Origin of the sequence: Pseudomonas sp. ICMP 8385 (assembly GCF_002699915.1) — a bacterium.
Classification (GTDB): domain Bacteria; phylum Pseudomonadota; class Gammaproteobacteria; order Pseudomonadales; family Pseudomonadaceae; genus Aquipseudomonas; species Aquipseudomonas gessardii.
The window spans coordinates 54,924-78,087 of the sequence record NZ_LKBY01000100.1 but is presented as its reverse complement, the minus strand read 5'-3'; the positions used below and the strand labels follow the sequence as shown (position 1 = coordinate 78,087).

Genomic DNA, 23,164 nt, shown 5'->3' with positions numbered 1-23,164 from the left:
AGGCCGGTCAAATACCCCAAAAAGAAAGCGGGAGGGCTTAACTGACTGGCATTAGGGCAAGCCCGCTCCCACACAAGCCCGCTCCCACATTTAATTACGCTGTGTCCTGTAGATTTGTGTGTCGAGATATTCGCTGCACAAAATTTTCACACTTCATCCAAGACAATTCTCCCCGCTTTATTTTCCTGCCACGGCCCGTCTGCGCCGCCAGGAGCCCTGCGCAATGAGTAATCAATAGCGTTGCCGGCGTTGATCGGGCACCATCTGCCCACCGCGTAATACCCTGGACCCTGTGCCTTTATTGGTTGGGGCAGGACGCCGCTGCATTATTTCGCCACTTAAACTTCCAATGGGTCCTCAAACAACATGGCAAACCCGGACGCCCTGAATCAGCAGCGAGCTTCTAATCGCCTGCTGCAACCGACCGTCAAGTCCCACCTGGCCTACACGCTGCTATGCGCGCTGGTCATGATGGTGATGCTCTCCCTGCTGCGCCTGGGACTGTTGGTGTACAACAGCGACATGATGCTCGACACCCCGGCCTCGACCTTCCTTGAAGCGTTCGCCAATGGCCTGCGCATGGACTTGCGCCTGGTGGTGTACCTGAGCATCCCGCTGATCCTGGCCCTGTTCAGCGTGCGCGCCATGGCCGCCCGTGGGTTCTTCCGGCTGTGGCTGACCGTGGTCTCCAGCATCGCGCTGTTCCTGGGCCTGATGGAAATGGACTTCTACCGTGAGTTCCACCAGCGCCTCAACGGTCTGGTCTTCCAGTACGTCAAGGAAGACCCGAAAACCGTGATGAGCATGCTCTGGTACGGTTTCCCGGTGGTGCGCTACCTGCTGGGCTGGGCCGTCGGCACCTTTATCCTGAGCATCGCCTTCAAGGGCGCCGACCGTGCAACACGTCCCCGTGGCCCGTTCAGCGGGGGCACGGTGGGCACCCGCCAGGTCGCGCCGTGGTACAGCCGCATCGCGGTGTTCGTGGTGTGCCTGCTGATCGCCGTGGTCGCCGCGCGTGGCACCCTGCGCCAGGGCCCGCCGCTGCGCTGGGGTGACGTGTACACCACCGACTCGAACTTTGCCAACCACCTGGGCCTCAACGGTACGTTGTCGCTGGTCGGGGCGGCCAAGGCGCGGTTCTCCGAGCACCGCGAGAACGTCTGGAAAGCCACCCTGGAGCAGCCGCTGGCCACCCAGACCGTGCGTGACATGTTGGTGATGCCGGACGAAAAACTGGTGGATGCCGACACCGCCGCCGTGCGCCGTGACTTCACGCCACCGGCCGAGAAGACCCTGGCGATCAAGAACGTCGTGGTGATCCTGATGGAAAGCTTCGCCGGTCACTCGGTGGGCGCCCTGGGCAGTGGCGGCAAGATCACGCCGTACTTCGACGAGCTGACCAAAGAAGGCCTGCTGTTCGATCGTTTCTTCTCCAACGGCACCCATACCCATCAGGGCATGTTCGCCACCATGGCCTGCTTCCCGAACCTGCCAGGCTTTGAATACCTGATGCAGACCCCGGAAGGCAGCCACAAGCTGTCGGGCTTGCCGCAATTGCTCAGTGCCCGTGATTTCGACGACGTGTATGTCTATAACGGCGACTTCGCCTGGGACAACCAGTCGGGCTTCTTCAGCAACCAGGGTATGACCAACTTCATTGGCCGCAATGACTTCGTTGACCCGGTGTTCTCCGATCCGACCTGGGGCGTGTCCGACCAGGACATGTTCAACCGTGGCCTGCAGGAGCTGAAGGCCCGCGAAGGCGGCAAGCCGTTCTACGCCCTGCTGCAGACCCTGTCCAACCACACGCCGTACGCCTTGCCGACGCCGTTGCCGGTCGAGCCGGTCACTGACCGTGGTCGCCTCAACGAGCATTTGACGGCCATGCGCTACTCCGACTGGGCCCTGGGCCAGTTCTTCGAGAAGGCCCGCAAGGAGCCGTACTTCAAGGACACCCTGTTTGTGGTCGTTGGCGACCATGGCTTTGGCAACGAGCAACAGATCACCGAAATGGACCTGGGCCGCTTCAACGTGCCGCTGCTGCTCATCGCTCCGGGCGTGCAGGACAAGTTCGGCGTGCGTGACCACACCGTGGGCACGCAGATCGACATCGTGCCGACCATCATGGGCCGCCTGGGCGGTGAAACCCGCCACCAGTGCTGGGGCCGCGACCTGCTCAACTTGCCGGAAGGCGACAAGGGCTTTGGCGTGATCAAGCCCTCGGGCAGCGACCAGACCGTGGCCTTGCTCACCGCTGACCGCGTGCTGGTACTGCCCAAGGAAATGCCACCGAAACTGTGGCAATACGAACTGGGTGCCAACCCTACCGGCAAGTTGATCCCGGAGTCGACGGATGAGGCACAACTTAAGCAGAAACTTGAGTCGTTCCTGCAAACCGCCACCAAGAGCCTGCTGGATAACACCGCAGGCGTGGTAGACGGCAAGCCGGACTAATCGCCAGGCAATAAAAAAGAGGCCTTTTTCAAGGCCTCTTTTTTTTGCATCTTTTTTCCTGCTTTTTGTAGGAACGATAACTTTATATCTTGCCCAGCAACAACAGAATCAACAGCACCACCAGCACCGTACCGAGAATACCCGATGGCCCATAACCCCAGTTGCGCGAGTGCGGGAACACCGGCAGGCCGCCGACCAGCAGGAGGATCAGGACAATGATAAGAATGAGGCTCATAGTGGGATTTCCTTATGCGTCTTGTAAAAGACTTGATGATTAAACCGGTCATCTAAAACGGCCGCCTTAATCAATCCGACTCCTGCGTTTTGCAGAAAATTCCCTGTTTTTTTAATGTAATTTGGTTGCTGGCTTATTTCCTTTTTAATTGTTGTACGGCCTCGCACTTAGTTTAAAAAAATTGAACTTGCCCCACGCGTCGAGATCCGACCGGGCTTTTGGTTTGCCCCGGGCATTCAGCAACTTGATGGTGCATGGGCCGGTGAATGACCTTCGCTACACTGGCGCGTACTTCTTCCCTGAACCACAAGGCTACTTCCTATGCAAAATCGCATGATGATCACTGGCGCCGGATCCGGCCTGGGTCGCGAAATCGCGCTGCGCTGGGCCCGTGAAGGCTGGCAACTGGCCTTGTCGGACGTCAGCGAACCGGGCTTGCAGGAAACCCTCGCCCAGGTGCGCCAGGCCGGTGGCGACGGGTTTATCCAGCGCTGTGACGTGCGCGACTACAGCCAGCTCACGGCCTTGGCCCAGGCCTGCGAGGTCAAGCTGGGCGGCATCGATGTGATCGTCAACAACGCCGGGGTCGCCTCCGGTGGGTTCTTTGGCGAACTGTCCCTGGAAGACTGGGACTGGCAGATCGCAATCAACCTGATGGGCGTGGTCAAGGGCTGCAAGGCCTTCCTGCCGCTGCTGGAAAAAAGCCAGGGCCGCATCATCAACATCGCTTCCATGGCGGCCCTGATGCAAGGCCCGGCCATGAGCAACTACAACGTGGCCAAGGCGGGTGTGGTGGCGCTCTCGGAAAGCCTGCTGGTGGAACTCAAGCAGCAGGAGATCGGGGTGCATGTGGTGTGCCCGTCGTTTTTCCAGACCAACCTGCTGGACTCGTTCCGCGGCCCGACCCCGGCGATGAAGGCCCAGGTCGGCAAGCTGCTGGAAAGCTCGCCGATCAGTGCGGCAGACATTGCCGAGTACATCTACCAGCGTGTGGCCGTCGGTGAGTTCATGATCCTGCCCCACGAACAGGGGCGAATGGCCTGGGCCCTGAAGCAGAAAAACCCGCAGTTGCTGTATGACGAGATGACCAGCATGTCGGAAAAAATGCGCGCCAAGGCCCAGTCGGTCAAAGGTTGAGAGATAAACGATATGTTTAAAACTGATCGGTCCTACTGCTCTATTTGATATTCGTCTGTCAGTAAAACTAACCCTTACCTGTAGGGCTTATCTGTTTGTCTGGCGGCTTATTGATGGATCGTAGGCTCGGGAGCAAGGTCGATGTCCAGTCACTTCCAAAGGACAAACACCATGCTGGTACTTAGCCGCGCAGTAGACGAAATCATTTCCATCGGCGATCACATCACCCTGCGGATCCTGGAGGTCAACAACCTCCAGGTGAAACTCGGCGTGCAAGCCCCGGCAGAGGTCAATGTGCACCGGGCGGAGATCTACGAAAAAAACCGCAACCGGCAGGGCCAGTCGGTGCCCGTGGCCAACCCTTAGTCGAACAGGTGCTTGGGCACATCGTGCTTGAGCATCAGTTGGCACTGTTCACTTTCGGGGTCGAAAACGATCAGTGCCTGGCCCTTGGTCAACGCCTGGCGCACACGCAGTACGCGGGTTTCCAGGGGGGTGTCGTCGCCATTGTCGGTGCCGTCGCGGGTCACGAAGTCCTCGATGAGGCGGGTCAGGGTGTCGACTTCAAGTGCAGCGTAGGGAATCAGCATACAAGCCTCAAATGGTGGATCCCGGCGATCCTACTGTGCCGGGATCATAGTTGCCAGCCTCAGGGTTTGTGCCCCACCAGGCTGTCCACCGAAGGCACACGGGTATCGCTCTCCATTTGCGTGTCGTGCTCCAGTTGATGGCTGAAGCGGTCCAGGGAGCCCTGGGCCGGTTGGGCATCGCTGGCAAACACCGGCGGGCTGAGGATGTAGGCGCCCAGCAGGCGGCTCAAGGCCGCGAGGCTGTCGATATGGGTGCGCTCGTAACCGTGGGTCGCATCGCAACCGAAGGCCAGCAGCGCGGTGCGGATATCGTGGCCGGCGGTGACGGCCGAATGGGCATCGCTGAAGTAATAGCGAAACAGGTCACGCCGTACCGGCAGGTCGTTATCCGCCGCCAGGCGCAGCAAGTGCCGCGACAGGTGATAGTCGTAGGGGCCGCCGGAATCCTGCATCGCCACGCTGACGGCATGTTCGCTGGAGTGCTGGCCGGGAGCGACCGGGGCAATGTCGATGCCGACGAATTCGCTGACATCCCAGGGCAGTGCCGCGGCTGCGCCACTGCCGGTTTCTTCGGTGATGGTGAACAGTGGGTGACAATCGATCAGTAGGGGTTCGCCACTGTCGACGATGGCCTTGAGCGCCGCCAGCAGGGCGGCGACCCCGGCTTTGTCATCCAGGTGGCGGGCACTGATATGGCCGCTTTCGGTGAATTCCGGTAGCGGGTCGAAGGCCACGAAGTCACCGACGCTGATCCCCAGGGAATCGCAATCGGCGCGGGTGGCGCAGTAGGCATCCAGGCGCAGTTCGATATGGTCCCAACTGATTGGCAGTTCATCCACGGCGGTGTTGAACGCGTGCCCGGAGGCCATCAGTGGCAGGACGCTGCCACGGATCACGCCATGGTCGGTGAACAGGCTCACGCGGCTGCCTTCGGCAAAGCGGCTGGACCAGCAGCCCACGGGGGCCAGGCTCAGGCGGCCATTGTCCTTGATCGCCCGCACGGCGGCGCCGATGGTGTCCAGGTGCGCGCAAACCGCACGGTCCGGGCTGTTTTGCTGGCCCTTGAGGGTGGCGCGGATCGTGCCGCGCCGGGTCATTTCAAAGGGGATGCCCAGTTCTTCCAGGCGCTCGGCGACGTAGCGCACGATGGTGTCGGTAAACCCGGTGGGGCTGGGGATGGCGAGCATTTCCAGCAGTACTTTCTGCAGGTAGTTGAGATCCGGTTCGGGGAGGGGTTGGGTCATGGAAACTCCTGATGAGTTGAGGGCCGCATGATCGTTCCCACGCTCCGCGTGGGAATGCCTCAAGGGACGCTCCGCGTCCGCTCTTGTGACGCGAAGCGTCACTGGCTGCATTCCCACGCGGAGCGTGGGAATGATCATGTTTCAAGCCGTGGTTTGGCTGTGGGGAAACAGCAGGTCCACGAACTTTTCCGCCGTGGGCTGCGGTTCATGGTTGGCCAATCCTGCGCGCTCATTGGCTTCGATAAATACGTACTCCGGTTGGTCGGCGGCCGGCACCATCAGGTCCAGGCCCACCATGGGAATGTCCAGGGCCCGTGCCGCCCGCACCGCTGCATCCACCAGCGTTGGGTGCAGGATCGCCGTGACATCCTCCAGGCAACCCCCGGTGTGCAGGTTGGCGGTACGCCGCACCGCCAGCACTTCGCCCGCAGGCAGGATGCTGTCGTAGTCGTAACCCGCTGCCTTTAAGGTGCGCAGGGTTTCGTCGTCCAGGGGGATCCGGCTTTCGCCATCGGTGGCCGCCTGGCGTCGGCGGCTTTGCGCCTCGATCAAGGCGCCGACGCTGTGTTTGCCATCACCGATCACCTGCGCCGGGCGCCGGATCGCGGCGGCCACCACGTCAAAGCCGATCACCAGGATGCGCAGGTCCAGGCCCTCGTGGAAGCTCTCCAGCAACACCCGTGCGTCGAACCGACGCGCCGCTTCAATAGCGCCTTGCACCTCTTCGAGGGTGCGCAGGTCCACGGCCACGCCTTGACCTTGCTCGCCGTCCAGCGGCTTGACCACAATGCGCTGGTGCTCGTCGAGAAACGTCAGGTTGTCGTCGGCGCTGGCCGCCAATTGTTGCGACGGCAATTTCAAACCGGCGGCGCTCAAGACCTTGTGGGTCAGGCTTTTATCCTGGCACAGGGTCATGCTGATGGCGCTGGTCAGGTCGCTCAACGACTCGCGACAGCGCACCCGGCGCCCGCCATGGCTGAGGGTGAACAACCCGGCGGCGGCATCGTCCACCTGCACATCAATCCCGCGCCGGTGCGCTTCTTCGACAATGATCCGCGCATAGGGATTAAACCCCGCCTGCGGCCCCGGCCCAAGGAACAGCGGCTGGTTGATGCCGTTCTTGCGCTTGATGGCAAAGGTGGTGAGGGGACGGAAGCCGAGCTTGGCGTAGAGGCTTTTCGCTTGGCAATTGTCATGCAATACCGACAGGTCCAGGTAACTCAGGCCACGGCTCATAAAGTGCTCGATCAGGTGGCGCACCAGCACTTCGCCGACGCCCGGCCGCGAGCATTGCGGGTCTACGGCCAGGCACCAGAGGCTGCTGCCGTGTTCCGGGTCATGGAAGGCCTTCTGGTGATTGAGGCCCATGACGCTGCCGATCACCGCGCCGCTGTCTTCATCCTCGGCCAGCCAGTACACCGGGCCGCCCTGGTGGCGCGGGGTCAACAGGCTGGCATCCACCGGCAACATGCCGCGCCCCTGGTACAGGCGATTGACCGCCTGCCAGTCGGCTGCGCTCTGCACCCGGCGAATGCGAAAGCCGCGAAACACCCGGGTCGCCGGGCGGTAGTCGGTGAACCACAGGCGCAAGGTGTCGGAGGGGTCGAGGAACAACTGTTGTGGATCAATCCCGAGGATCTGCTGGGGCGCGGCCACATACAGCGCGATGTCGCGCTCTGCGGGCTGCTCGTTGAGCAACTCCAGGGCCAGGCTTGCCGGGTCGGGGAAGGTATGGCCAATCAACAGCCGGCCCCACCCACAATGCACGGCAATCGGTTGCGTGCTGGGTTCGCTGCCGTCTTCGGCCAGGCGCGCTTGCAGGCGCTCGTAGGACGGCGCCTGGCCGCGCAGCAGGCGTTGGCTGTAGGTCGTGGCGTGAGGCTTCATCAATCAGATTCCTTGTTCGCTGAGCCATAGGTTCAACGCTGCCAGTTGCCACAGTTTGGAGCCGCGCAGCGGTGTCAGTTGCCCCTGGGGGTCAGTGAGCAGGCGGTCGAGCATCGCCGGGTTGAACAGGCCCCGATTTTGGCTTGGGTCCAGCAGCAGGTCGCGCACCCAGTTCAGGGTATCGCCCTGCAAGTGCTTGAGCCCGGGCACCGGGAAGTAGCCTTTCTTGCGGTCGATCACCGCGCTGGGGATCACCCGGCGCGCGGCCTCCTTGAGCACCTGCTTGCCGCCGTCCGGCAGCTTGAATTGGCCCGGCACCCGCGCCGACAACTCCACCAGGCGGTAGTCGAGGAATGGCGTACGCGCCTCCAGGCCCCAGGCCATGGTCATGTTATCCACACGCTTGACCGGGTCGTCCACCAGCATCACCGTGCTGTCCAGGCGCAGGGCCTTATCCACTGCGGCCTCGGCGCCAGGTTGGGCGAAATGTTCGCGCACAAAGTCGCCGGCCGCGTCATGGGCGGTCAGCCATTGCGGGGTGACGGTCGCCGCATAATCGGCGTAGCTGCGGTCGAAAAAGGCCTCGCGGTAAGCCGCGTAAGGGTCGCTGGCGCCGTCCACCTGCGCATACCAGTGGTAACCGGCGAACAGCTCATCGGCGCCCTGGCCGCTTTGCACCACCTTGCAATGCTTGGCCACTTCCCGCGATAGCAGGTAGAAGGCAATGCAGTCATGGCTGACCATCGGCTCGCTCATGGCGCGGAAGGCGGCCGGCAGTTGCTCGATGATCTCGCTTTCAGCGATGCGCAGTTGATGGTGCTGGGTGCCGTAATGCCGGGCGATCAGGTCGGAGTACTGGAACTCATCGCCACGCTCGCCGCCGGCATCTTCAAAGCCGATGGAGAAGGTCGCCAGATCCTGCACGCCGACTTCACGCAACAAGCCCACCAGCAGGCTCGAATCCACACCGCCGGACAGCAGCACGCCCACCTCCACCGCAGCGCGTTGGCGAATGGCTACGGCCTGGCGGGTGCTGTCGAGCACGCGGTCGGTCCAGTCTTGCAGGGTCAGGTGTTTTTCATCGTCATGGGGGCCATAGGGCAGGGTCCACCAGGTTTTCTGCTCGGTGTTGCCATCGGCGTCGATACGCATCCAGGTGGCCGGCGGCAGTTTTTCGATGCCCGCCAGCAGGGTGCGCGGGGCCGGCACCACGGCGTGGAAATTCAGGTAGTGATTGAGCGCCACCGGGTCGAGCAGCGGGCTGATATCGCCGCCCTTGAGCAGCGCCGGCAACGTCGAAGCAAAGCGCAGGCGCTGGCCGGTGCGCGACAGGTACAACGGCTTGACGCCCAGGCGGTCGCGGGCGATGAACAGGCGCTGGCTGTCGCGCTCCCAGATGGCAAGGGCAAACATGCCGTTGAGCTTGGGCAGCAAGGCTTCGCCCCAGGCGTGATAGCCCTTGAGCAGCACCTCGGTGTCGCCGTCCGAATAGAAGGCGTAGCCCAGGGCTTCAAGCTCGCTGCGCAGTTCCGGGAAGTTGTAGATCGCGCCGTTGAAGGCCAGGGACAGGCCCAGTTGGGCGTCGACCATCGGTTGGGCCGAGCCGTCCGACAGGTCCATGATTTTCAGGCGTCGATGGCCCAGGGCAATCGGCCCCTGGGCATGGAAGCCCCACGCGTCAGGCCCGCGTGGCGCCAGGTGATGGGTGATTCGTTCCACCGCTGCCAGGTCGGCAGGTTGATGATTGAAACGCAATTCTCCAGCTAATCCGCACATAAATTCCTTACCGGTTTTTCCGTTGGGGAGGGGTAAAAAGGCACGCGCCAAAACGGCGGTTACCCAGGGACAGACCCCAGGGCTGCGCAGGGAGTTTTAGATCAATACGTTATATGGCAAACAACCGCCCCCCTTCGTGACAGACCCTGCGGCCGGTGCGGCGTGGAGGAAAAGGGCGGTAATTAGCTCAAGTTCATATGCAAAGAGTGGGGCATTGCCCTGGGTAAACCTGCAGCTATTTGAACCCTTCTGAAGGGCGGGTGGGTTTAGTGTGTGGCGGCATTGTTCAACGCGATTAAGGAACGTTGCGAATGACGCAAACCGCTGATTTGAGCCAGGTACTCGCGCCTGTGGCTCAGGATGATGTGATGAAGGGGCTGCTGAGTATCACCGGCGATCTGGACAAGGCGCAGGTGTTGCATGACACCCTGCCGGCCTGGTTGATCAAGGCCGACTCCCAGGTGCTCCAGGCCATTGAGCAGACGTATGCCGACAGCGAGGCCCCCCGGGAAACCCTGCAACGGCTGTTGAGCCGGTTGACCCCCCTCGACAGGTTTTGTCGCGAACGGCTCAAGGCCTTTCTGACTGCCAGGGGCTATGGCTACCTGGACATTGAGTACGACTTGCTAGAGCTTCCCAGGCGCACCTTCCACGGTGTCAACCCGGACCTTGGCGGCATGCTGATCGAAACGGTGGTCCTGGAGAAGCACAGCCTGCTGCAGGCGGCCATGCAGAACTTTTCCCAGGCGGGGGCCGAGCCGGCAGGCATACCGATCAATGCCGTGGTGCGGGTGGGCGCCCAGCGCAGGATTGCCCGGGATATCAGCGCCCAGGCCTTTATCGGCTACTGCCGCGAGCTGAACCTGGGGGCGGCCTATCAAGCCCATGTGCGCGAAGTGTTCAAACTGGCGGACCTGGAGCACGGCTATAGCCCTGTGGTGAAGGAGGTCGGCCATACCCGGTGCCTGGATATGCTGCTGGACTTGCATATGGCCCATGCCAAGGGCGATATCGATCAACCGACCTATACGTTGTTGCTCGGCCTGGTCCGGGCGGATATGCCCGCCAGCGACCCCCAGCCATTGTGGTTCAACGGCCAACCGCTGACCTGGCAAGGCCTGAAGATCGATGGGGCTTGCCTGTGGGGCGTGCTGGTGTTTTCCAGCGCCTCCGCCGAGGGATTCGCCAGCGGCCCGGTCGTGGTGTACATGCCCAATGAGCCCGTACGCCCGTGGTATCGCTATGAGCTACTGGAGCATTTCAAGCTCTACCTTGGCCTCAAGCTCCATGTGAGTACGTATCGAACCTTCTTCATGGGCTACCTGGATGAGTCCGAGCGTTTCGGTTTTTTCGAGCGTTTTGAGAAATACAATCTTCTGGTGCGCGTGGAGTCGCTAGCGGTGACGGGCAACTTCTCGACGTTCTTTTTTAATGCCTGTGTCGGGAAAATCCAGCTCGATGCCCGTGTGCTGGCGGTTTCCAACGCCCAGGCCGATGACGAGGCACGCCAGCAACGCATCCAGGACTACCTGGACGCTGGCTTGACGGTGCTCAACGTCGCCGCGTTAGTGGTGCCGGTACTGGGGCAACTGATGATGGGCGTGGCGGTGGGGCAGCTTCTTGGGGAGGTGTTCGACGGGGTGGATGACTGGACACACCAGGACCGGCTGGGGGCCCTCAGGCACCTGGCGAACATCGCCGAAAGCCTCGCCGCCATGGCGTTGTTCGCGGCGGGTACCAAAGTGGTGGGCCGGCTGTGGAGAAGCACGCCGCCGGCCTCGGGTTTTTATGGCCGCCTGGAAGCCGTGCGCATGCCGGACAAAACCACGCGCCTATGGCGTAGCCGTAGCGAGCCGTATCGCCACAGCGTCTCGCTCGAGGGGATCGTTGCCAGTCCCCGTGGCGTCTACCAGGCCAATGGCCAGTCCTATGTCAAGATCGACGGTTCGATCTATTCGATAGTCTTTGATGCGTCCACCGGCCGCTGGCGGGCCCGGCATCCGCAGCGTGATGCCGCGTATCGACCGCCCGTGACCCACAACTATCAGGGTGGCTGGCAGTTCTTGTTCGAGCGCCCGCAAGAGTGGCAGAACCCTGACTATGTGCTGGGCCGGTTGGACCCCAGCCTCAACGCCTTCCCGGCCGGGCATCTGCGGGATATCGCCGCTATCACCGACACGACCTTGCCCCGCCTGCAGCAACTGGCCAGGCAAAACCTGCCATTGCCGGAGCGGTTGCGCGAACGTGCCCTGTGTTTCAAGCAGAACCAGGGGGTTCGCGATCTGATCTGGCAAATGACGCACCAGGCACCGCTCGACGCGTTGACCGCGCATGTGCAGATGTTGGCCCTGCCGCTGATGGAAGGCTGGCCCAAGGGGCGTTTTTTTGAACTGCTGGACGAAGAGGGCTACTTGCTTGAGCGTCATCCCGACACCGCCCCCTTTGACTACGAAGACTTGAGCATCCACATCACCACGCGCCAGATGAAGGACGGGCAGGTCATGGCCACCCTACTGACCGCCCTCGACCCGCAGGAGACCGCGCGCCTGCTGGGGGGCTCCTTCCCGGACGAGGAGGCGCAAGCGGTGCTGGCGCGGCGCCTTTTGGCCTCATTCAAGGACACTCACCAGGCAGTGTATGAACGGCTGCGTGCGAATGCCGACTTCATCGACCAGAGCGATCACGGGTTGCTCAAGCATCGCTATCCGCACTTGCCCCTGGGAGTCGCCTGGGACGTCATGAGCCAAGCCTCCACCGCCGAGCGCTTGCGCTTGCGCCATAGCGGGCGGGTGCCTTTGCGGATCGCTCAATGGGCGCGCGAGGCCCTGCAACGGTTGGATGAAGACGAGGCCCTGAGCGGTCTGTACTTGCCGGAACTGGCCACCGAAGCCACTCGGCGCATGGCGACCGGGTTGCTGCGGCGGGTTCCGGGCTGGCCCGAAGACCTGTTGTTGCAGGTGCGCCGTGAGAGCTTGAGAGGCAGCGTCCTCGCCCACGTGGGCAAGGCAAAGGCTGCCACGACCCGCACGGTGGTGCAGTCGGCCCAGGGGTTTCGCGCCTACGATGGGCAGGGTAGGCCACTGGGCGCGATGGCCGATGGGCCGCAAGGATTCTATGAGGCACTGCTCGACTGTTTGTCTGGCGCCCAGCTCGACGCGTTGCGCCTGCCCGGGAGCGACAGGGCCAGCCAGTTGCGCAATGCCTTGATTGGCAAGGCCCAGGATGAGCGCCGCTGGATTGCCCGCTATCTATGGCCGGAACGGCCGGTGCCCGAGGAGCCTGGCGTGGCGTGCGTGCAAGGCATGCCCGTGGATTCGCCATCCCAGCCGGCAGGCCTGGTGCGCAAGGTGCGCAAACTCTACCCCCGGTTTGACGACCAGCGCATCGCGACCTTTTTGCAGGACCTGGGGAGCGATCAATTGTCGCGTGCCAAAGCCATCCGGGTGCTTGAGCAGCAGTATGAAGCCCTGCATCGGGCGCTGAAGGTGTGGGCCAGGGAGAAGGTGGCGCAGGCGCCGTCGGAGGTTACCGTGCAGGATCACCGCCTGGCACGCCACCAGGCCGTCCAGGCCATTGAGCGCAGTTGGCAATATGCCTCGCTGCTGCCGGACGAGTACCAGCAGAAAGTGCCGAGCCTTTCCCTTGACGGTATGGCCCTCGGGGCATTGCCGAGCCTCCCGCCGGGAGTCCAGTTCGGGCATATCCAGCAGTTGTCATTGCGTAACATGGGGCTCAACGATGATGTTGGCTACTTCCTCAAGCACTTCAAGGGGCTCAAGACCCTGGAACTGACGGATAACCGGGTGACGCGGCTGCCGGAAGTGCTGCAGCAGATGAAGCAGTTGCGCCGGTTGTACCTGGCCAATAACCAACTGCAACTGACCGAATACACCCGGACCAAACTCGGCGACCTGAAAAACCTGACCACCCTGGACCTGAGCAACAACCCCCTGGTCGACCCGCCGGTGGTGGGCAAGATGTTTGAACTGCGTAGCCTGGTCTTGCGTAACTGCCGGCTTAAAAGCCTGCCAACCGGTTTTATGCGCATCCCCTACCTGGAGCAACTGGACCTGCGGGAAAATGACATCGCCACCTTGCCCGCCTGGTTGTTCGCCGCGCCACGGCGCAACACCGAAATCATCAACTTGCGGCACAACCCACTGGATGCCCCCAGCCGCCTGCGGTTGAACAACTACCGGGACGCCATTGGCGTGGGCATGGGCTTTGTGGAAGACGACATCGCCAGGCTCAATGAACAGGCGGCCCGGGATCTATGGCTGGGAGATGGGCGAGTGGCCCGCTACCCCGAGAGGATCGAGACCTGGGTGGGGCTCAAGGATGAACCCGGTTCCGATGCGCTGTTCAAGCTCCTGGCCGGCCTGGGCGGAGCTGCCGATACCACTCACGTACAGGAGGACATGGGCCGTCGGGTCTGGCGGGTACTGGACGCGGCGGCAGCGGATACCCGGCTGCGCGAAGAGATCTTTGAACGGGCGGCCACGCCTTTGAACTGTGACGATGCCGCCGCCGAGAGTTTCAGTAACCTGGAAGTGCTGGTGGAAATTCACGAGGCTTCGCAGCGGGTGGAGGGTGGGCAGGTCACGGCCAAGCCACTCTTGAGGCTGGCCCGTGGATTGTTTCGCCTGGACCGTCTGGAACAGATGGCCCGCCGGCACAGCGCTGAGCATCCGATGCTCGACCCACTGGAGGTCAGCCTGGCTTATCGCACGGGGTTGGTGGAGCGCTTCCATTTGCCCGGGCAACCGCGGCATATGCGCTATGCCAGCCTGGGCGGGGTGACCGAGCACATGCTGGAGGTGGCTGAAGTGCAATTGAGGGCGGCTGAGCTTTCCCCGCTACTGCTGACCTATATGGTGAAACTGCCGTTTTGGCGCAGCTACCTGCGACGGACCCATGGCGGTTCGTTCGATACCTTGAACCAGCCTTTTGGCGAGCGCATAGAGGCCGTATGGGCGCAGAGAGAGACCCTGGGCGACGCCGATTATCGCAGCCAGATGGGGCAGATCCAGGATGAGCAGGAAAAGGCGGAGCACACCGAGCTTGAACGCCTGACCAAGGAGGCGTTGAGGCTCGATGAGCTGGGCACCTGCGAGCTGCCCACGGCGGGTTGACGGCCCGCTCACTGAGGTTTCTTGGCCGCGTTGCTGCGGATCAACGCCCGTACGGCGAAGCGGTTTGGATGACAGGCCTCGGCCACACTGCGGGGCAGGGGCAGCGGTTCGTTGTCCAGCCACGCGGCCAGCAGTTCGGCGGACAACGGCGCGGTGATCAGGCCCCGTGAGCCATGGCCGCTATTGATATACAGGCCATCGAGCCACGGGCAGGCGGTGTCGGGTGTGTGGCGGGCGTCCTTGCGCAGCGCCCCATAGGCCTGGGCGAATGCCAGGGTGTCGGCCAATGGCCCGACAATCGGCAAATAGTCCGGGCTGGTGCAGCGAAAGGCCGCGCGGCCTTGCAGGGTCTGTGGAGCAAGGCTGTCGGCGCGCAGGCGTTGGGCCAGGTCCGGGGAGATTTCCTGCAGCAGCGCCAGATTCCCGGCATGCTCGGCGGCGGTGGGGGTGAGGTCTTCACAGGTGAAGTCAAAACTGGCGCCCAGGGTGTGCTCCCCCAGGCGGGCCGGCGCGACATAGCCTTCGGCGCACACCACCGTGGCCAAGGCCTGGCTGTCGGCGGTCTGCGGCAAGCGGGTGATCTGCCCGCGAATACGCTTTAACGGCAACTCGGCGCTGGCAGCAAAGCGCTTGACGTCAGCCGCGCCGGCCAGCACCACCACGGCAGCGCTGGCCAGCAACCGGTCACCGTCCCAGGCCTGCCATTGCTCGTCGACTTTGCGCAGCTCCAGCACCTCATGATGAACCTGCACCGTGATGCCGGGCTGGCGTGCCTGCCATTGGCAGAAAGCGGGTGGATGCACCCAGCCGCCCTCGGGGAAAAACAGCCCGCCGTGCTCCAGGCCAACCCCGGCCCGGGCCTGGGCCTGGTCCCTGTTCAGCCGGTGCAGCAAGCCCGGGGCAAACGCCTCGGCCAGTTGCGCCTGGCGCTCGGCCTCCCGGGCATTGAAGGCCAGTTGCAGGACGCCACAGCCGTCCCACTCCACCCCCCGTTGCAAGTGCTCCAGCAGGCGCCGGGTATGGCCGAACCCGCTGACAATCATTTGCGACAGCGCGGTGCCATGGGCCGACAGCTTGAGGTACAGCACCCCTTGCGGATTGCCCGAGGCCTCCTGGGCCAGGCCGGCATGGCGCTCCAGCAGGCTGACCTGCCAACCCCGCGCAGCCAGGCTGGCAGCGCTGGTGCACCCGGCCATACCGCCGCCGATCACCAGGGCCCGGCGCTCCCCCTTGAGGGCCGTTGGCCTGGCGAACCAGGGCTTGGTGGGGGCCGGTAGCGGTGCGTCGGCCGGCCAGCCGAGAAACTCCCCGCGCAGGATTTCCCATTTGTGGCCGATGCCCGGGGTGCGCTTCATCTTGAACCCGGCAGCATTGAGCAGGCGCCGCACCCAGCCGGTGCTGGTAAAGGTGCTGATGGTCGAGCCCGGGGCCGCCAGCCGCGCCAGTTCGGCGAACAGTTCGGCGGTCCACATGTCGGGGTTTTTCGCCGGGGCAAAACCGTCGAGAAACCAGGCGTCGATCTGTGCATCCAACTGCGGCAGTTGCTCCAGGGCATCGCCGATCAGCAGCGTCAGCGTCACACGCCCGTCAGCCAGGATCAGGCGCTGGAAGCCCTGGTGAATGGCGACGTACTGCGCCAGCAATGGCTCGGCCAACGGCTGGAGCTGCGGCCAGAGGGCGAGGGCGCGTTGCAGGTCGGCATGGCTCAGGGGGTACTTTTCCACACTGACAAAATGCAGGCGCGCCCCCGGCACGGCGTGCTGTTCAAACAGCTGCCAGGCACACAGGAAATTCAAGCCGGTGCCAAACCCCGTTTCCCCGATCACCAGCCGCCCGCCCACCGGCAGCGCGGCAAAGCGTTCTGGCAGGCGGTTCTGTTCGAGGAACACGTAGCGGGTTTCTTCCAGGCCCGACTGGTCGGAAAAATACACGTCATCGAACACCCGCGAGCGTGGGCGTCCCTGGTCGTCCCAGTCGAGCTGGGCATTGGGCTGTACGGGGTTCATGGGCAACTCGGCAGAGACAAGGCGGCCATTCTAGTCGATCCCGGCGGGCAGGGTAGAAGCGGGGTGTTAGCCGGCTATTTCATCCATGGAAAAATCCCCGGCAATCGCCCCTGGACCCATCAACAATCGGCGTTAATCCGGCGCCTTGGCACGAGGTATCGTTAAGCGTTCAACCCTAGGCATTAAGGGATATTGCTGATGCAGGTACAGAATGGATTGACCCACACACTCACTCAGTTGACGCAGCAACAGTTGCAAGCGGCCTTGCTGGACATGACGGGGGACCTGGCCAAGGCCGAGGTCCTGCAAAAGCGCTTGCCGGGCTGGATGATCAATGCCCCGCCGGGGGTGCTGGAAGCGCTGGAAAACGATGCCTCGCGGGTCGAAGAGGCGCGCGCAGCGGTTGAGGTGCGATTGAAGCCGCTGCGCTCACTGGATGAGTTTGGCAGCCAGCAGTTGAAGGCTTACTGCCAGGCGCAGTGGCAGGTGACGGTGGACCCGAAAAAGGACCTGTTTGTCCGTGCGACCTACGCCTATGAGAAAGATGTGCTGCCCCTGGCGTATGTGCGCACGGTCACGCTGCAACAGCAGAGTTTGTTGCATATGGCGCTGCAGAACTTTTCGGCGGATGAAGAGCGGGCCGAGCGTTATTCCGGCGAGTCGCGGCTGCAGTCGGGGTCTGCCGCCCAGGCCGTTATCGACATTGCCCCGCATGAGTTCGCCCGAGGCTGCCGGGCCCTGGACCTGGGGCGCTTGTATCAACAGCACATCCTTGAAGTGTTCGCCCTGGAGGCCGGCGACAGTGACGATCAGGCCGGCGTCAACGGCGTGGCGATCGATATCGGTCGGATGAAAACCCTGGATGTGAAAATCGATGCCCACATCGCCCTGATGCGCGGCGATATCAGCCCGAATGCCTACAGCCTGGTGTGCGCGTTGCTTGAGCGCAACATCGACCCGGCGCAGGCCAAAGACCTGTTGTTTCAGGGGCGCCCGGTGCTCTGGCAAGGCCTGAATGCCCTCGATTGTTGCCTGTGGAGCGTGGTGGTGTTCTCGGGCCGGCCGATTGCGCAATACCCGCAGGAACCGTGTGTGGTGTATATGCCCAATGAGCCGTTGCGGCCGTTTTTTGAGTACCCCTCGCTCAATGACTTCAAGGTCTACCTGGACTTGAAGCTGGAGGTGGCCAGCTACCGCGCCTTCTTTACCGGATACCTGGGCGTGGTGGACCGGGTTGGGTTCTTTACCCGGTTTGAGCAGCACCGCACCCTGGGAGTGCTGGAGGCCAGGCCCATCACGGTCAGCCTGGCCCGGCATTTTTTCAGCACCTATGTGGGCAAGCTGCAAATTGACGCACGCACGCTGGCGGTCCCGGTGGTGGATGTGGACGAGGAGGTCCGCCAGCAGCGCTGGCAAGCGTACCTGGAGGCCGGGTTGACGCTGCTCAACCTGGCCGCGTTTGTCGTCCCGGCCTTGGGCCTGTTGATGACGGGGGTGGCCGTCGGGCAGCTACTCGGCGAGGTGTATGAGGGCATTGAGGACTGGCGCCGGGGTGACAGGGACGAGGCGCTGAAGCAGTTGGGATTGGTGGCGGAAAACATCACCTCGATGGTGTTGTTTGCCACGGGGGCCAAGGTGGTCGGCAAGGTATTGAAGCGTACCCGCCAGGGCTTGAATAACTACTTCCAGGCACTGGAGGCTGTCCGTTCGAGTGATGGCAGCCCACGGTTGTGGCGCCCGGATGTGCGCCCGTATACCCATGACCAGGGCCTGCTCGATAACGGGGTGATGGATGCCCAGGGGGTCTATACCGTGGGCGGTCATTCCTACATAAAAGTGGGGGGCTTTGTGCATCAGGTGGCCTTTGACGCGAAACTGGGGCAGTGGCGGGCCAATCACGCGACGCGGCAGACGGCCTATCGCCCGGCAGTGCTGCACAACGGCGAGGGGGCCTGGCGTTTTGCATTTGAAAAGCCGCACGAGTGGGACGACCAGGACTACCTCTTTTCGCGCCTGGAACCCACCAGTCGTTACCCCGCGCTGGAGTCGCGCAAGTTGCGACTGGTCCGCGACATCCTGGACAAGCCTTATCGTTGGGGATACCACCTGGCCCAGGAGTGCCTGCCCTTTCCCGCGCGGTTTCGCGATCTGTATGAGCGCTTTCGCCTGGAGCAGTCCATTCGCGACCTGATCTGGCTGCTGGAGCGGGGTGTGTACCTCAACGCCGACAGCGCCACCGTGCAGATGCAGGCCTTGCCCCTGTTGCCGGGCTGGCCCGAGGGGTACTGCTTCGAGGTGCAGGGCCCCCGGGGCGAGTTCAAGGCGCGTTATCCCGCCAGTGGGCCCGTGGGCGATGGTCATCAGCGCTTGACCCTCACTGAACAGGCGGTGAATGAGGGGCAAGTGTTTGATGTGCTGCTGTCCCGGCTCGACCAGCAACAAAAGATCGGCCTACTGGGGGCGGCGGTGGCCGCCACTGAAGAGCACGCGGTGTTGGCGCGTCGGCTGCTCGCCTCCCTCAAGGCTGACCGCAAGCCCCTGTTCGAGCGGTTGTATCAGGCGTATGACGGACCGGTGCCGCCCGAGTGGGAGGTGCTGCGCAAGACCTATCCACACTTGCCATGCACGGTGATGCGCGAATTGCTGGCGCAGGCTTCTTCGGTGGAGTGGCAGGCGCTGCGCGAGCATCAGCGTGTACCCATGGCGCTGGCCGAGTCGGTACGCCAGGCCCTCGCACGGCAACGCCTGGATCGCGCCCTGGCCGGTTTCGAGCTGCCGGAGTTGGCCGGCCCCGACACGCAGTGCGTTGCCGTTCGGATGTTGCCGCGGGGCGAGGGCTGGGATAACGCGCTGCGGTTGGAGTTGCGCGAGGATTCGCCGCAGGGCGCCTTAGTGGCGCTGGGGGCGATCGAGGGGGCCGGCGTGCGGCGGGTGGTCGTCAGGTCGGCGGCCGGTTTTACAGCGTTTGATGGCAACGCTGTGAGCCTGGGACCTGCCCGCACAGGCCCGGATGGGCTGTTCGAGGCGCTGGCAGACACGCTGCAAGAGGCGCAGCGCCAGGCCCTGGGTTGGCCTGCCGCCGAGGGCGAACATGGCTGGCGATTGCGGCGTGTGCTGGCCGCCCGGGCGCAAAGTGAGCGTGAGGTGGCCGCGCAGGCATTGACCGATAAGGTTCGTGAACCGCTGGCCATGCAAACCCCTTGTCGGCTGGCGGACTCGCCCACAGGCTCGCCGGCCCATTCGGGGCCGCTGGTGCACAAGGTGAAAAAGCTCTATCCGCTGTTCACTGACGCCCAAGCCGCTGAGCTGTTGATGGCTTGCGGTGCCGATGAGCTGTCCCGGGCCAAGGCCGTCGAACGTATGACCACAGACCTTGAGCACCTGCGGGCCATTCTCAAACATTGGAAGAGCAACACCGGTGAACTGCAGCACCAACCGGGCTTCAGGGATATCCATCGCAGCCGCCAGCTCGTGGCCGAGCGCATCGAGGCCTGCTGGCGGCGCCAGAGCTTTGTCCTCGACGAGTATCAGGTGTCCGTGGCCGGCCTGACCCTGGACGGGATGCGTGTGGGCTCGCTGCCGAACCTGCCGCCCCAGATTCGCTTCGATCATGTGCGGCATTTGTCACTCAAGAACATGCGGCTGGGCGACGACGTGGCTTATTTCCTGAAGTGTTTCAAGGGCCTGCGCCGCCTGGACCTGGACCGCAACCGGCTGACCCGGCTGCCCGAGTACTTCTCGCGGATGCCCGAACTCGACAGTTTGTCGCTGCCCCGCAACCAACTGGCGCTGACCGAGTACACCCGGCGCAAACTGGCCGACCTGAGCACCTTGCGTCTGCTGGACATGAGCCACAACCCGGTGGGCGGGCACCTGGATGTCAGCAACATGCGCGAGCTGCATACGTTGCTACTCCAGGACAGCCGGATAACCGACGTGCCCAGCGGGCTGGGACGCTTGGCCTATCTGGACCAGGTGGACCTGCGCGACAACTGGATCACGCTCTTGCCCGAATGGCTGTTTCGCGCTACCCGCAGTTTCAGCCAGGCGATCAACCTGGGCGGCAACCCGTTATCCGTTTCGACGGTGACGGCCCTCAGTCGCTACCGTGAGGAGGTCGGTATCGGCATGGGCTATGTGGATGACGATCGACCCCGCGCCACCGAGTTGAAAGCCCGGGCGCTCTGGTTGCCGGACGAAGTGGCCAACCGCAATGCCATAAGGCGCGGGATCTGGGCCAACCTGCGCGATGACAGCGAATCGGCACCGCTGTTCGGGTTGCTTGCCCAATTGTCCGGGACCGCCGACAGCCGTCACGTGCGCGAGGATTTGAGCCGCCGGGTGTGGGAGGTCCTGCAATCGACCCATGACAGCGTGGAACTGCGCGAACAGGTCTTTCAACTGGCGGCCCACCCAGTGAACTGTGCAGACGGGGCGGCGGATATTTTCAGTCAGATGGAAGTGCTGATGGAGGTCGAGAAGGCGACCCAGCAGTCCAGTCACCGACAGGGCAGCCCCGGGGAGTTATTGAAACTGGGTCGGGGCCTGTTCCGCCTCAGTGAGCTGGAAAAAATTGCGCTGACCTACGCCAGGGAACATGCCAGCGAAGACCCGCTGGAAGTCAGCCTGGCCTTTCGGGTGGGCTTGGCAAAAGTCCTGGAACTGCCGGGGCAGCCCAAGCATGCGCAGTATGTGGAGTTTGCCAATGTGACCAACGAGGGGCTGGAGGTTGCGCACTCCCAGGTCCGTACGGCGGAGTTGTCCCCGTCGCTCTTGCGTTTCATGACCCAGTTGACGTTCTGGAAGACCCACCTCAAGCAACAGTTTCCCGCGACGTTCCTGGCGGCGACGGAGCCCTTTGATGTGCAGCAACAATTGCTCTTTGAAAACAGCCAGAACCTCACCGACGGTGAATACCTCGCGCAAATGGAAGCCCTGCGTGCGCCTCGCCGGCAGGCTGTCAGCGAGGTGGTGGAGCGCCTCACCCAACAGATGATGAAGCACCAGGACCTGGGGATTTGCCATGTGCCCGAGGGCTGAGCCATTGATCCACGGCAAGGGCCTGGGAATTCCTTGCCCGCCGCGCTGCCCAATCCGCTAGTCTTGGTCCATCTTGGAAGGGAGTCGCCCATGTTTGAATCTGCCGAAATCGGTCACACCGTCGACAAGGACACTTACGAGGCGCAAGTCCCGGCCTTGCGTGAAGCGTTGCTGGAAGCGCAGTTCGAGTTGCACCAGCAGGGGCGCTTCCCGGTGATCGTGTTGATCAATGGCATCGAGGGCGCCGGCAAGGGCGAAACCGTCAAGTTGCTCAATGAATGGATGGACCCGCGCCTGATCGAGGTGCGCACCTTCGACCAGCAGACCGACGAAGAACTGGCGCGCCCGCCGGCTTGGCGCTACTGGCGGCAGTTGCCGGGCAAGGGGCGCATGGGGGTGTTCTTCGGCAACTGGTACAGCCAGATGTTGCAGGCCCGGGTCCACGGCCAGATCAAGGATGCGCGCCTGGACCAGGCCATTGCCGGGGCCGAGCGCCTGGAGCAGATGCTGTGCGATGAAGGGGCGCTGATCTTCAAGTTCTGGTTTCACCTCTCCAAGAAGCAAATGAAGGCGCGGCTCAAGGCCTTGCAGGACGACCCGCTGCACAGCTGGCGCATCAGCCCGCTGGACTGGCAGCAGTCCGAGACCTACGACAAGTTCGTGCATTTTGGTGAGCGCGTGCTGCGCCGCACCAGCCGTGACTATGCACCCTGGCATGTGATCGAAGGGGTGGATGCCAACTACCGCGGGCTGACCGTGGGCAAGATCCTCCTCGAAGGCCTGCAAAATGCCCTGAAGGCGCCCAAGGCCAGGGCCAGCGGGATCCAGCCGGCGCCATTGCCGTCGTCGGTGGACCAGATAAGCCTGCTCGACAGCCTGGACATGACCCAGCGCCTGGAAAAGGACGACTACGAGGAACAGCTGATTACCGAGCAGGCCCGGTTGTCGGGCCTGCTGCGCGACAAGCGCATGCGCAAGCACGCCCTGGTCACCGTATTTGAAGGCAACGATGCGGCGGGCAAGGGCGGGGCGATCCGCCGTGTGGCGGCGGCGCTGGACCCGCGCCAGTACCGCATCGTGCCGATTGCCGCGCCCAGCGAAGACGAACGTGCCCAGCCTTACCTGTGGCGGTTCTGGCGGCAGATCCCGGCACGGGGCATGTTCACTGTGTTCGACCGCTCCTGGTATGGCCGGGTGCTGGTGGAGCGCATTGAAGGCTTTTGCACCACGGCCGACTGGATGCGCGCCTACGCCGAGATCAACGATTTTGAGGAGCAACTGCGCGATTCCGGGGTGATTGTGGTCAAGTTCTGGCTGGCCATCGACAAGCAGACCCAGCTGGAGCGCTTCCAGGCCCGCGAAGAAATTCCGTTCAAGCGCTTCAAGATCACCGAAGACGACTGGCGCAACCGTGACAAGTGGGATGCCTACCGGGCGGCGGTGGGGGACATGGTGGATCGCACCAGCACCGAGATCGCGCCCTGGACCCTGGTGGAAGCCAACGACAAGCGCTGGGCGCGGGTCAAGGTGTTGCGCACCATCAACCTGGCGCTGGAAGCGGCGTTCGCCAAGTCCGACAAGCACGATAAAAAGAAGAAGCACAAATAGCGCCATGCTTTTGCATACGCCAGGTGAATGATTGTCGCGATCACCTGGCGCTGGA

Annotated in this window: 12 protein-coding genes; 6 read left to right on the top strand and 6 right to left on the bottom strand. The window is 63.0% G+C overall.

Going from position 1 to position 23,164, the window contains the following annotated elements:
- The first annotated feature begins 366 nt into the window (after positions 1 to 366).
- Positions 367 to 2,454, top strand: a complete 2,088-nt coding sequence (locus tag AO268_RS15195) for an LTA synthase family protein (RefSeq protein ID WP_099169152.1) — start codon at positions 367 to 369, stop codon at positions 2,452 to 2,454.
- 82 nt (positions 2,455 to 2,536) lie between these two features.
- Here the strand turns inward: AO268_RS15195 and AO268_RS15190 are convergent, their stop codons facing one another.
- Positions 2,537 to 2,689: a DUF3309 family protein gene (locus AO268_RS15190; RefSeq protein ID WP_032863216.1), complete on the bottom strand. Its 153-nt coding sequence runs from the start codon at positions 2,687 to 2,689 to the stop codon at positions 2,537 to 2,539.
- 321 nt (positions 2,690 to 3,010) lie between these two features.
- On the opposite strand from AO268_RS15190, the gene AO268_RS15185 reads away from it, so the two are divergent.
- Entirely contained in the window at positions 3,011 to 3,826 is an 816-nt protein-coding gene (locus AO268_RS15185) for an SDR family oxidoreductase (protein WP_099169151.1), read from the top strand.
- 171 nt (positions 3,827 to 3,997) lie between these two features.
- Positions 3,998 to 4,192, top strand: a complete 195-nt coding sequence (gene csrA, locus AO268_RS15180) for a carbon storage regulator CsrA (protein WP_099169150.1) — start codon at positions 3,998 to 4,000, stop codon at positions 4,190 to 4,192.
- Here the strand turns inward: csrA and AO268_RS15175 are convergent.
- The 4 genes from AO268_RS15175 to AO268_RS15160 form a co-directional block, all read right to left on the bottom strand.
- Positions 4,189 to 4,416 carry a YheU family protein gene (locus tag AO268_RS15175; RefSeq protein ID WP_099169149.1) on the bottom strand — a complete coding sequence of 76 codons (228 nt, stop codon included), beginning with the start codon at positions 4,414 to 4,416 and terminating at the stop codon, positions 4,189 to 4,191. The two genes, csrA and AO268_RS15175, sit on opposite strands and share 4 nt — an antisense overlap.
- A gap of 59 nt (positions 4,417 to 4,475) precedes the next feature.
- Positions 4,476 to 5,660, bottom strand: coding sequence for an osmoprotectant NAGGN system M42 family peptidase (locus AO268_RS15170; protein ID WP_099169148.1), 1,185 nt, complete (start codon positions 5,658 to 5,660; stop codon positions 4,476 to 4,478).
- A gap of 141 nt (positions 5,661 to 5,801) precedes the next feature.
- Entirely contained in the window at positions 5,802 to 7,547 is a 1,746-nt protein-coding gene (gene ngg / locus AO268_RS15165) for an N-acetylglutaminylglutamine synthetase (RefSeq protein WP_099169147.1), read from the bottom strand.
- 3 nt (positions 7,548 to 7,550) lie between these two features.
- On the bottom strand, positions 7,551 to 9,323 hold the full coding sequence (locus tag AO268_RS15160) for an N-acetylglutaminylglutamine amidotransferase (protein ID WP_099169146.1): 1,773 nt from the start codon (positions 9,321 to 9,323) through the stop codon (positions 7,551 to 7,553).
- 311 nt (positions 9,324 to 9,634) lie between these two features.
- On the opposite strand from AO268_RS15160, the gene AO268_RS15155 reads away from it, so the two are divergent.
- Positions 9,635 to 14,455 (top strand): NEL-type E3 ubiquitin ligase domain-containing protein, encoded by a 4,821-nt coding sequence (locus AO268_RS15155; protein WP_099169145.1) that lies wholly within the window; start codon positions 9,635 to 9,637, stop codon positions 14,453 to 14,455.
- 8 nt (positions 14,456 to 14,463) lie between these two features.
- Here the strand turns inward: AO268_RS15155 and mnmC are convergent, their stop codons facing one another.
- The gene (gene mnmC / locus AO268_RS15150; RefSeq protein ID WP_099169144.1) at positions 14,464 to 16,461 is read right to left on the bottom strand and encodes a bifunctional tRNA (5-methylaminomethyl-2-thiouridine)(34)-methyltransferase MnmD/FAD-dependent 5-carboxymethylaminomethyl-2-thiouridine(34) oxidoreductase MnmC; all 1,998 of its coding nucleotides are present in this window, start codon (positions 16,459 to 16,461) and stop codon (positions 14,464 to 14,466) included.
- Between the two features lie 198 nt (positions 16,462 to 16,659).
- Between mnmC and AO268_RS15145 the strand changes: the two genes are divergently transcribed.
- Together AO268_RS15145 and pap are read left to right on the top strand one after the other, a co-directional pair.
- A complete protein-coding gene (locus AO268_RS15145) occupies positions 16,660 to 21,501 on the top strand; it encodes an NEL-type E3 ubiquitin ligase domain-containing protein (RefSeq protein WP_099169143.1) in 4,842 nt (1,613 codons plus the stop codon).
- 90 nt (positions 21,502 to 21,591) lie between these two features.
- Positions 21,592 to 23,109: a polyphosphate:AMP phosphotransferase gene (pap, locus tag AO268_RS15140; RefSeq protein WP_099169142.1), complete on the top strand. Its 1,518-nt coding sequence runs from the start codon at positions 21,592 to 21,594 to the stop codon at positions 23,107 to 23,109.
- Positions 23,110 to 23,164: the final 55 nt, after the last annotated feature.

Coding starts and splice junctions, on each gene's coding strand:
- AO268_RS15145 (WP_099169143.1), top strand. CDS start 16,660: ATGCAGGTACAGAATGGATTGACCCACACACTCACTCAGTTGACGCAG.
- AO268_RS15175 (WP_099169149.1), bottom strand. CDS start 4,416: ATGCTGATTCCCTACGCTGCACTTGAAGTCGACACCCTGACCCGCCTC.
- AO268_RS15195 (WP_099169152.1), top strand. CDS start 367: ATGGCAAACCCGGACGCCCTGAATCAGCAGCGAGCTTCTAATCGCCTG.
- AO268_RS15185 (WP_099169151.1), top strand. CDS start 3,011: ATGCAAAATCGCATGATGATCACTGGCGCCGGATCCGGCCTGGGTCGC.
- AO268_RS15155 (WP_099169145.1), top strand. CDS start 9,635: ATGACGCAAACCGCTGATTTGAGCCAGGTACTCGCGCCTGTGGCTCAG.
- csrA (WP_099169150.1), top strand. CDS start 3,998: ATGCTGGTACTTAGCCGCGCAGTAGACGAAATCATTTCCATCGGCGAT.
- ngg (WP_099169147.1), bottom strand. CDS start 7,547: ATGAAGCCTCACGCCACGACCTACAGCCAACGCCTGCTGCGCGGCCAG.
- AO268_RS15190 (WP_032863216.1), bottom strand. CDS start 2,689: ATGAGCCTCATTCTTATCATTGTCCTGATCCTCCTGCTGGTCGGCGGC.
- AO268_RS15160 (WP_099169146.1), bottom strand. CDS start 9,323: ATGTGCGGATTAGCTGGAGAATTGCGTTTCAATCATCAACCTGCCGAC.
- pap (WP_099169142.1), top strand. CDS start 21,592: ATGTTTGAATCTGCCGAAATCGGTCACACCGTCGACAAGGACACTTAC.
- AO268_RS15170 (WP_099169148.1), bottom strand. CDS start 5,660: ATGACCCAACCCCTCCCCGAACCGGATCTCAACTACCTGCAGAAAGTA.
- mnmC (WP_099169144.1), bottom strand. CDS start 16,461: ATGAACCCCGTACAGCCCAATGCCCAGCTCGACTGGGACGACCAGGGA.